The organism is Gilliamella sp. Fer1-1 (assembly GCF_001690825.1).
In the GTDB taxonomy this organism is placed as follows: Bacteria; Pseudomonadota; Gammaproteobacteria; order Enterobacterales; family Orbaceae; genus Gilliamella; species Gilliamella apicola_C.
This window is the reverse complement of the sequence record NZ_LZGX01000045.1, coordinates 31,394-42,302: the sequence shown is the minus strand read 5'-3', so window position 1 is coordinate 42,302 and position 10,909 is coordinate 31,394. Positions and strand designations below refer to the sequence as shown.

Below are 10,909 nucleotides of genomic sequence, written 5' to 3'. Positions count from 1 at the left end.
AACTTTTTACTGAAATGCATAGATTATCTGAAACTGTTTGACAAACTATTTCTCGCCAAATTTTATCATCACCGTTATTTTTAATAATATATGTTATAATGACGCTTTATTTTTTAATAAGAGAGATTATTTTGCAACAGTCGTTACAAGATTTTATTATTGATAAAATTGATGATTTAAAAGGTAAAGATATTGTTACCCTTGATGTCCGTGGTAAATCAAGCATTACTGATTATATGATTATTTGTACGGGGACGTCTAACCGTCATGTTTCGTCTATCGCCAACCATTTGCTTGATGAAGCAAAAAAACAAGGCCATTTGGTATTAGGCAGTGAAGGAAAAAGTGATGCAGATTGGGTTGTAGTTGATATGGATTCAGTGATTGTACATATCATGCAAGAAGAAAGCCGCCAGCTTTACGAACTTGAGAAACTTTGGAGTTAATTACGTGAAAATACAGCTTATTGCTGTTGGCAATAAAATGCCAAACTGGGTTACCACTGCTTTTGGTGATTATCAGTCACGATTCCCTAAAGATATGCCTTTAGAACTTATTGAAATCCCCGCTGGCAAACGCACCAAAAATGCAGATATTGTCCGAATTTTAGATAAAGAAGGCGAGGCAATGCTAGGTGCTTGCGGTAAAAGCAATCGTATTGTAACGCTTGATATTCCAGGTAAGCCTTATACCACGCACCATTTAGCCGATCAGTTAGAACGCTGGAAAGTCGATGGGCGTGATGTGAGTTTATTAATTGGTGGGCCAGAAGGCTTGTCCCCAGCTTGCAAAGCAGTGGCAGAACAGAGTTGGTCACTGTCGCCCTTGACACTTCCCCACCCTTTAGTGCGTGTTATTGTGGCTGAAAGCCTCTACCGCGCTTGGAGCTTAACCGCTAATCATCCTTATCACCGTGAATAATAACGTAAGGTCAACAAAATAAGATGAGCGCCATTATTTTAGATTTACAAATTGCTACAAAAGAGCAACAGAATTTACCCAGCGAAGCACAAATTTTGCAATGGTTAGACGTTATTTTACCTCAGTTTATGGATAATGCCGAGCTGACTATCCGTATTGTTGATGAACAAGAAAGCCAGCAGTTAAATTATACTTATCGCCATAAAGATAAACCAACTAATGTTTTATCTTTTCCGTTTGAATCTCCTGTTGAGATTGAGGTTCCTTTATTGGGCGACCTCATTATTTGTAAGCAAGTTGTGGAAACTGAAGCTGTACAACAACATAAATCACTAACCTCACACTGGGCGCATATGATTGTGCATGGTTGTTTACATTTGCTGGGTTATGATCATATTCTTGACGAAGAAGCCGAAGAAATGGAAAATATCGAAATTGATATCATGCAGCAGCTAGGATTTAAAGATCCTTATCAGCCTATTGACGAATAAAAGCACACAATTAACCGTTTAACTCAATAGCAATTGAATGAGTTAAACACAAATATAAAATAAGCAACATTAATAACAAAGCAAGAAAGGAAAAGAGCAAATGAGTGATGATAATCACCGGAGACCTAAAAAAGGGTTTACATTATGGTTAAGTCAGTTGTTTAATTCGGAGCCCAAAGATAAAGAAGAACTGATTGAAGTGATTCGTGAAGCGGAAGAAAACGAACTTATCGATCCCGATACGCTCGATATGATTGAAGGTGTTATGGATATAGCCGAACAGCGCATTCGTGATATTATGATACCCCGTTCACAAATTATCACAATTAAAGACAATTATACCCTCGATGAATGTTTAGATATTATTTCTGAACATGGGCACTCCCGTTATCCTGTTATTAGTGAAGATAGAGATCACATAGAAGGCATTTTATTAGCTAAAGATCTTTTGATTTTTATTCGCCAAGGTGTTGATAATTTTGATCTCAAAAAAATCCTTAGACCAACCGTTGTTGTACCAGAAAGCAAACGCGTTGATCATATGTTAAAAGAATTTCGGATGCAACGCTATCATATGGCGATGGCAATAGATGAGTTTGGTGGTGTTTCTGGCCTTGTGACAATTGAAGATATTTTAGAGCTTATCGTAGGCGATATTGAAGATGAATATGATGAGGTTGAAGATCGTGATATTCGCCGTTTAACAACCTCAGTCTACACAGTGCGAGCACTAACTCCCGTTGAAGATTTTAATGATATTTTTGCAACTCATTTTAGTGATGAAGAAATGGACACCATTGGAGGGCTGGTCATGCAACATTTTGGTCGATTACCTTTACGTGGTGAAAGCATTACCATTGATGGTTATCAATTTAAAGTCGCCATTGCAGACAGACGGCGAATCATTCAATTACATGTCACCATTCCTGATGGTGCAACCGTGCCCAATTTAGAGTTACCTGAAAATGCTTAAACAGATATTATTAAGTATATTTCTTGGTGCAATAGCCGTTTTTAGTTATGCACCTTTTCATATTTGGCCGTTAGCTTTTGTCTCGTTTGCGGGTTTTTTATGGCTTATTGCTGATAAATCTAAAAAACAAGCCATGCTATTGGGATTAACTTGGGGTATCGGCTATTTTACATCTGGCGTGCATTGGGTTTATATCAGCATAAAACAATATGGAGAATTACCTCTACCCGTTGCCATTATTATTTTAGGCTTTTTAATCCTGTATTTATCGCTTTATCCTATGCTTTTTGCTTTTCTATTAAGAATGGTAAATCGTTTTGCTGGACAATTTTCATTTAAGCAACTAGTACTTGCAGCACCAATGCTTTGGCAAATAACTGAGTTTTTACGTGGTTATATATTGACTGGATTTGCTTGGTTACAGCTCGGTTATAGTCAACTTGATAGCCCACTGCGAGCCTATTTCCCTATAGGGGGAATAGATTGTGTTACTTTATTGCTTACTATTTTGTGTGGGTTATTTATTTATAGTATTAAGTCAATAACCATCAGAACATCCCGAAAGCACGCAATTGGTTCGATTATTGCACTGTTTACGCTCTTTATTGCACCAATTTCATTCAGCAATATTAATTGGACTACTGTAGACAAAACGCGCTCGGCTCATTTTGCGTTAATTCAAGGAAATATTTCGCAGTCAATCCGCTGGACAAAAGAACAGCTCAATAACACGTTACAAACCTATACTAAACTTACCTTAGACAATCTAAATAAAAATGAAATTATCATCTGGTCAGAAGCCAGTATCACCGATTACGAAATCAATCAGCAAACTTTTTTGCAATATTTAGATAACCAAGCTAGAGCTCATGATGCTGAAATTGCCGTGGGCATTCTTGATTATCGTTTTGGTGAAGAAGGATATCAATCCAATGGAGATATCTATAATACCCTGTTAGTGCTTGGTGAAAAAGAACCTTATCAATACCCAACAACCAATCGTTATAGAAAACATCATTTAGTGCCTTTTGGTGAGTTTACACCGCTAGAGTCAATACTTGAACCGATTGCTGCCATTCTCGATATTCCAATGTCATCAATGAAGCCTGGCGAAACAATACAACCTCAATTACACATAAAAGGCTTTAAATTTACCCCCGCTATTTGTTATGAAGTGATTTTATCGAATTTAATCCATCAAAACTTTGCCTCTGATACCGATTTTTTACTTACTGTTTCAAATGATGCTTGGTTTGGCGATAGCATTGGTCCTAAACAACATTTACAGATGGCACAAGCTAGGGCGCTGGAATTTGGCAGACCTTTAATTCGCAGTACCAATACGGGAATTACTGCAATTATTGATGAGCATGGTAATATCGTTAAACAATTACCACAATTTGAAACAGGTGTTTTATCAGCATCTGTATCGCCCACAATAGGTTTAACACCTTATGCAAAATGGGGCACTCTACCCTATTTTGTAATTATGATATTAATGTTTATCTCACTTTTTATAAAACGACGTTCATAATTTACAATACTGGCATAATTATTGCTTATTATATAATTGGATTTAAATAAGTATTGGTGTAATTCGTAGCCATAATATTATGCGAATTATTGATTGCACCTAGTTTCAATGATAAACAAATAAACAGTAAAAAGTACTTTTATGATAAAAAATAAGTTATAATATACCCCCTTTGTAAAAATATTAAAATTATTTAATATGATACAAACTAAACAGTAGGAGATGAGTATGAACAGAAAGACAAAATTAACCAAACTAGTGTTATCATTTGCAATGTTAGGCCTAGTGAATAGTGCCGCATTTGCCGATGAATTAACTGGTACACTAGCTAAAGTAAAAGAAAATGGTGTGATTGTCGTAGGACATAGAGAATCATCAGTCCCGTTCTCATATTATGGTGATAACCAAACAGTTGTTGGTTATTCTCAAGATTACTCAGATCTTATTATTAATGCAGTAAAAAAAGAGTTAAACATGCCTAACTTGCAAGTTAAATACTTACCGCTGACTTCTCAAAACCGTATTCCACTGTTACAAAACGGTTCTTACGATTTTGAATGTGGTTCAACAACCAATAATCTTTCTCGTCAACAACAAGTTGATTTTTCAAATACGATCTTTATTGTTGGCACTCGCTTTTTAGTTAAAACTAGTAGCAAGATTAAAGATATTGACGATCTGAAAGGTAAAAATGTGGTCGTAACTTCAGGTACAACATCCGAAGTTATGCTCAACAAAATCAATACTGAAAAAGGGTTAAATATTCGTATTATTGCGACCAAAGATCATGGTGATGCATTTCGCACACTTGAAAGTGGACGAGCAGCAGCATTTCTTATTGATGATGCATTATTAGCTGGTGAGCGCTCAAAAGCAAAAAAACCTGAACAATGGGAAATTGTAGGTACACCATTATCTTATGAAGCCTATGGTTGTATGTTGCGTAAACAAGACCCACAATTTAAAGCTTTAGTCGATAAAACTATTTCAGAAGCGCAAACATCAGGTGTCGCCGAAAAGTCATACAACCGCTGGTTTAAACAACCTATTCCACCAAAAGGGTTAAATATGAACTTTGATATGTCTCCTGAGATGAAAGAGCTTTTCGCTCATCCTAATGATAAAGCATTAGATTAATACGCAGATATTTTCCCATAAGGACGTAGGCAACTGCGTCCATCATCTTATTTAGTACTATTTACAATTTTTTTACATGTTGGAGTATTTATGACAACAAGTTGGAATTGGGGAATTTTTCTTCAACCAGCACCATTTGGGGATACAACGTATCTAGGCTGGTTGTGGTTAGGTTTCCAAATGACCATATTGCTAGTTATTACATCAGGAACGGTTGCCTTTTTGGTTGGTTCGCTATTTGGTGTGCTGAGAACATTACCTAACCGCTTTTTATCTGGCTTAGGTACATGTTATGTTGAGGTTTTTAGGAATATCCCGTTAATCATTCACTTATTCTTTTGGATTGAAGTTGTACCAGCACTGGTACCAGAATCTATCCGTGACTGGTTATATAGTCTTGACCCTATGATATTTACTTTATTAATGTCAACCATAGGATTAGGATTATTCACAGGTGCACGTATTTGTGAACAAGTGAGAGCTGCTATTCAATCAATCCCTGCTGGTCAGAAAAGCGCAGGAATTGCATTAGGATTAACTCTGAAACAAACCTATTTATATATTTTATTGCCAAACGCTTATCGACGTGTGTTACCACCGTTAACATCTGAAATATTAAATATGGTTAAAAACTCGGCTGTTGCCTCAACTGTTGGTTATGTCGAATTAACCAAACAAGCAAACCAATTGCTTGAACATGCAGGCCAACCTTATGAATCATTCATTGCTATTACATTTGGATATGTAATTATCAATGTCGCTATCATGTTTGCCATGCAATATATTGAGAAAAAAGTGCGACTTCCTGGCGTATTAGGAGGTAAATCATGATCGATTTAGAATGGGGTCAAATCCTGCCTAATTTACCTTATATCATGCGTGGTATGCTATTAACCTTAGAGATAACCATTACCGCTGTAATTTTTGGTATCGTTTGGGGAACGCTACTTGCCATTATGCGACTTTCATCAATTAAAGTACTACATTGGTTTGCTTCATGCTATGTAAATATATTCCGTTCAATTCCATTAATGATGGTTTTGCTCTGGTTTTATTTGCTAGTGCCTCAACTATTAGAAAAGATTTTAAATCTTCCACCCACAACAGATATACGTTTTGTGTCGGCATTAATCGCTTTTGCTTTGTTTGAAGCGGCTTACTATTCGGAAATTATTCGAGCTGGTATTCAAAGTGTATCTAAAGGTCAAATCAGTGCATCACTAGCACTCGGTATGACTAAAGGTCAGGCATTACGAATGGTGGTTTTACCACAAGCATTTCGTATTATGACACCATTATTATTAACACAAGGTATTATCTTATTCCAAGATACGACGCTTATTTACACCTTAAATTTAGCTGATTTCTTCTATCGTGCGGTTAATATTGTGGGTAATAGAGATGGTTTAATCGTTGAGATGGTATTATTTACAGGAGCAATTTATTTTGTTATTTGCTTCACCGTTTCACGTCTAGTTAATTATTTTAAGAAAAGGATTACTCGATGATCTCCTTAGAAAATATATCAAAATGGTATGGACAATTTCAGGTATTAAAAAACTGCACAACAAGAGTCGGTAAAGGCGAGGTTGTGGTTGTTTGTGGTCCTTCGGGTTCAGGAAAATCAACCCTAATAAAAACCGTAAACGCTTTAGAGCCTATTCAACAGGGTAAAATTATTATTAATGGGACAGAAATAACTAGCAAATCAACCAATTTAGCCAAATTACGTTCTAAAGTAGGCATGGTGTTTCAACATTTTGAGTTATTCCCACACTTAACTATTTTAAAAAATCTAACACTTGCACAAATTAAAGTGTTAGGTCGAACAGACGAAGAAGCTCAAGAAAAAGCACTTAACCTTCTAGAACGTGTTGGGTTACTGGCTCATGCCAATAAATACCCTGCTCAGCTTTCTGGTGGTCAACAGCAACGCGTGGCTATTGCTCGCGCGTTATGTATGGATCCGATTGTGATGCTGTTTGACGAACCAACCTCAGCACTAGATCCCGAAATGGTAAACGAAGTATTAGATGTTATGGTTGAGCTCGCTTATGAAGGTATGACCATGATGGTCGTTACTCATGAAATGGGCTTTGCCCGTAAAGTGGCGCACCGAGTTATCTTTATGGATGCTGGCGAAATTATTGAAGATACCTCAAAAGAACAGTTCTTTACTAATCCACAATCAGATCGTGCTAAAGACTTTTTAGCTAAAATTATCCATTAATTCAATTATTACAGGGCTTATTGCCCTGTTTTATTACTCCACCCGAAACTTTTACCAACAAACCCGATAAATAACAATTCATTTAACAGTGCTTAAAATACTCAAACTTATGAGTTATTTTGTAATAAATCCACTAAACCACTATGCCTTTGTGTCTGTGATTTAATCGCTTGTATTAAAATTGATTCAACTGCATAAATTGCAACGGTTTTTTTAGCACGGGTAATTGCGGTATAAAGCAAAGAACGATTGAGCAACGGCGAATAATCAATTGGCAGAATCACATTAACATAATCAAACTCTGATCCTTGCGATTTATGGATGGTCATGGCATAAGCAGTCTCATGTTCAGGTAATCGAAATGGTGAAAACCCTTTAATTGAACCATCTGCGAAGGGAAAATACACTCGTAACTTTGAGCTATCATTTTCTGCCATTAATGTAATGCCAATATCGCCATTATACAGCCCTAATGAAGCACTATTACGTAAAATCATAATTGGTCTGCCAACATACCATGTTTCTTTATTTTTTAAATGAATCAATTTATTTTTAGCTAATAATAACTCAATTTGTTTGTTTAAACCTTCTACACCAAAATGACCTTCTCTTACGGCACAAAGTAAACGATATTCGGCGAATTTAGCTAAAACTGCCGCAATATCATGCGTTCCGCTTTGCTTAATCATATTTAAATAATGTTGATAATGATTAATACTATCTTGTAAAACATCATGATAAGCTTGCTGAGATGAAAGTGCGTGATATTGGATATCACTTAACGACTCATCAAATAGTAATTTCTTAACAACCGTTGAACGTCCCTCTTTTACTGCATTAGCCAATAACCCAATACCAGATGATTCATTGAAGCGATAACTCTTTTGTAATAAGCAGATACTGTCAGTGATTGCAACTGTTTGCTTGCAAGCCGGTACAATATAGCCAGTTAATTGGCTAAGTTCTTTGGCTCGTGGCTCACTATAACCATTTGTAATAAAAGTACAAAGGTCACCAAATACGGCACCTGCTTCAACTGATGATAATTGATCTTTATCGCCTAATAAAATTAAACGAGCAGCATTTGGTAGTGCCTCAATCACCCTTGCCATCATATTTAAGTCCACCATTGACGCTTCATCAATCACTAATACATCGACATGCAATCGGTTGTTCTTATCATGCTTGAATGAACGATTATCTGCTTTTGCACCTAATAAGCGGTGTAAAGTGATCGCTTCAGCTTTTATATTTAGTGCTGTCACAGAGAGTTGTTCTATTGCTCGGCTCAATGATTCGGTTAGCCTTGATGCGGCTTTACCCGTTGGCGCTGCGGTAATCAAGCGAGCTTTTGGGTTGGTTTGCATAATTGCGGCTAAAATTTTGGCAACAGTGGTTGTTTTGCCAGTACCAGGCCCCCCCGAAATAATAGCAACTTTACGTGTTAATGCCAAAGCGACGGCTACTTTTTGCCAATCAATTTCAGATTCATTGTAGACAAAAAGCTGATTAAGTATCGCGCTTAAATCAGCATCACCGCTTAACTCTTTATCCAGCGTTGTGTGATTAAAATATTGAGCGACATTTTTTTCATCCAACCACATACGTTGAAAATAGAGTTTATTTTCAATAAAGATAAGCGGAGATAAACTTGCTCCATCGCTCACAACCTGATGATTACCTGCTTGTTCTAGTGTGAGTTTCCAATCATGCTCGCTCGGTGATCCTAAATCTAACCAAAGTTGCGGCTCAATAGTAGATTGAGTTAAGTAAGTAAGATCCAGACAAACATGACCAGATCTTACCTCTTTACTTAACGATAGCACCAAAAAACTAAAACGTTTAGCCGTAATATCATCATTTAACTTCGCTTTATTGGTTAGAAAATATGCCAAATGAATATCCAGCAAACTAATTTGGCTGTCTTGTTTAAATTGGCTGAGCCACTGATTTAACATATTTTACGTCTATTATTAACTTATCTACAATCCAATTATATCGTTAACTTTATCTTTTGGATAAGTAAGTTTAAAGCTTAAATTAAGATTTTTATTTTCGTTTGGATTTAATTTAAATTGCCACATTAATGTGCCAGTCTTTTTATCATAATTTGCATCATCATATTTAGCATCATCAAGCACTACTGTCTTGTTTATAATATTCGGTAGCTGATCATAAACAATAATATCAATTGGTAGCGATTTGGCATTTTTTACATCAATGGTATAAGCATATTTTTGTGAAATATCATTACCAAATAACGAAGGTTTTGATGTTTCATTAATATTACGATTACGCGATATAAAAATGTTTTTATCTTTTCCTAAAGAGATATCCAATGTTTCTTTTAAATCTTTAGTAGTAATAAAACTCTCACCAATATAATTGCCATCAAAAAATACTGTCGATTTTCCAGGCAAAAGGTCTAATTTATCCCAATCAGTAATTTGTGCTTGTAAGTACACGCTACTATCTAATTTAGGAATGGCAATGTAATGATATTTTGCTTCAACTTCTTTGTTCTGTAACGTAAGGATATTACTTTGGGTATTCGATTTAATGGTATAGGGCAATTTAACCTCAAAGCGCGTGTTAATGCCTAAAGTATTGGTTAATGCATTATCATCAGGGCCAACGGATCTTGATACTTTTGCACTTATATCATCATGTTTAGAAAAAAAGAAGCCACCTTTTTCAGAATAGATATCAATATGCCAAGGCAATAAATCAGGCGCCGTTATTCCGTCACTTGGATTAGAAGTCGATAAACTAAAATCGATATTCTGCCAATTCAAGCCACTATTTTGATAAATATCTGCTTTATAAGTTAATTGTAACGGGGAGTTGATATCAGCAACACGCACATCATAAACTGGAACCCAACCAGCTTTATTGGTGACATAAGATAAAGTAACTGGTAATGTCATATCTTTGTCAGAATAAACCTTGACGATAATTGCACTGTTAGGACTGTTTGTTAATGCTTTGCGTTTATCAATTTTATCTTGACATTGCCTTATTTGGGCATCTATCTGATCGACCTCTTTTTGTCGTTTATTTTGTTCATTTAGTGTTGCGATTAAATTGGTTTTAATGAAATCTAAGGTATTTTTCATTCCACTTAAACTATCATTGTCACTTTTTACTAATAAATCTAAACGATTTCCTTGTAAAAGAGTAACTTGTTCAGATATGGCTTTTAATTGAATATCAGCCGTATCACGTTTTTCATGTAATTGCTGTAACTCTTCAAGTAAAGGCTTAATTTCGTCATTTTGTTTATCATTGTTAGAATAATCTTCATTTAATGACGTTGAGAGTACTTTCACATTAGCATTTTTACCAAATCCCACATTAATTGAATTAGCTCTAACACCATCAGCAATTCCAGTTAATGCAATTTCGCTTTCACCTTTAGTTAACGACACCGTTGACTGCCCTTGCAATTCAGCTCCTTGCAAAAACAGGGTTACTTTATTGAGTGTTACATTATTGCTGGCAAAAACGCTACCAGAAGCGAATGCGATTAAAAAAGCAATTTGTTGAATTTTCATTTTCATTTTTCTCTTTTATAAAAAATTAATTTCACCTATTTTAATATCTCATGTTATCAGTTAATTAAG

At 35.7% G+C, this 10,909-nt stretch carries 11 protein-coding genes; 9 read left to right on the top strand and 2 right to left on the bottom strand.

Translation table 11 applies throughout. The features are described 5' to 3' along the window. Positions 1 to 98 precede the first annotated feature (98 nt). The 9 genes from rsfS to A9G28_RS06410 all read left to right on the top strand — a co-directional run bounded on the left by rsfS (position 99) and on the right by A9G28_RS06410 (position 7,286). Complete coding sequence (rsfS, locus tag A9G28_RS06450) at positions 99 to 446, top strand: ribosome silencing factor (RefSeq protein ID WP_065567927.1); 348 nt, start codon at positions 99 to 101, stop codon at positions 444 to 446. Positions 447 to 450: 4 nt separating this feature from the next. Further along, positions 451 to 921 carry a 23S rRNA (pseudouridine(1915)-N(3))-methyltransferase RlmH gene (rlmH, locus tag A9G28_RS06445; RefSeq protein WP_065580126.1) on the top strand — a complete coding sequence of 157 codons (471 nt, stop codon included), beginning with the start codon at positions 451 to 453 and terminating at the stop codon, positions 919 to 921. Between the two features lie 23 nt (positions 922 to 944). Next, positions 945 to 1,412 (top strand): rRNA maturation RNase YbeY, encoded by a 468-nt coding sequence (ybeY, locus tag A9G28_RS06440; RefSeq protein ID WP_065567925.1) that lies wholly within the window; start codon positions 945 to 947, stop codon positions 1,410 to 1,412. A 100-nt stretch (positions 1,413 to 1,512) separates the two neighbouring features. Next, positions 1,513 to 2,385, top strand: a complete 873-nt coding sequence (gene corC, locus A9G28_RS06435) for a CNNM family magnesium/cobalt transport protein CorC (RefSeq protein WP_065567924.1) — start codon at positions 1,513 to 1,515, stop codon at positions 2,383 to 2,385. Continuing rightward, entirely contained in the window at positions 2,378 to 3,919 is a 1,542-nt protein-coding gene (gene lnt / locus A9G28_RS06430) for an apolipoprotein N-acyltransferase (RefSeq protein ID WP_065580125.1), read from the top strand. Before corC ends, lnt begins: the two co-directional genes overlap by 8 nt. Positions 3,920 to 4,147: 228 nt before the next feature. Continuing rightward, a complete protein-coding gene (locus A9G28_RS06425) occupies positions 4,148 to 5,056 on the top strand; it encodes a glutamate/aspartate ABC transporter substrate-binding protein (protein WP_065580124.1) in 909 nt (302 codons plus the stop codon). Between the two features lie 90 nt (positions 5,057 to 5,146). After that, entirely contained in the window at positions 5,147 to 5,887 is a 741-nt protein-coding gene (locus A9G28_RS06420; RefSeq protein ID WP_065567921.1) for an amino acid ABC transporter permease, read from the top strand. Then, the gene (gene gltK / locus A9G28_RS06415; protein WP_065567920.1) at positions 5,884 to 6,564 is read left to right on the top strand and encodes a glutamate/aspartate ABC transporter permease GltK; all 681 of its coding nucleotides are present in this window, start codon (positions 5,884 to 5,886) and stop codon (positions 6,562 to 6,564) included. The genes A9G28_RS06420 and gltK overlap by 4 nt, the downstream gene beginning before the upstream one ends. Further along, positions 6,561 to 7,286: an amino acid ABC transporter ATP-binding protein gene (locus tag A9G28_RS06410; RefSeq protein WP_065567919.1), complete on the top strand. Its 726-nt coding sequence runs from the start codon at positions 6,561 to 6,563 to the stop codon at positions 7,284 to 7,286. The genes gltK and A9G28_RS06410 overlap by 4 nt, the downstream gene beginning before the upstream one ends. 107 nt (positions 7,287 to 7,393) lie before the next feature. Here the strand turns inward: A9G28_RS06410 and recD are convergent, their stop codons facing one another. Beyond that, the gene (recD, locus tag A9G28_RS06405) at positions 7,394 to 9,244 is read right to left on the bottom strand and encodes an exodeoxyribonuclease V subunit alpha (protein WP_065580123.1); all 1,851 of its coding nucleotides are present in this window, start codon (positions 9,242 to 9,244) and stop codon (positions 7,394 to 7,396) included. Between the two features lie 24 nt (positions 9,245 to 9,268). Further along, complete coding sequence (locus A9G28_RS06400; protein ID WP_065580122.1) at positions 9,269 to 10,846, bottom strand: DUF4139 domain-containing protein; 1,578 nt, start codon at positions 10,844 to 10,846, stop codon at positions 9,269 to 9,271. Positions 10,847 to 10,909: the final 63 nt, after the last annotated feature.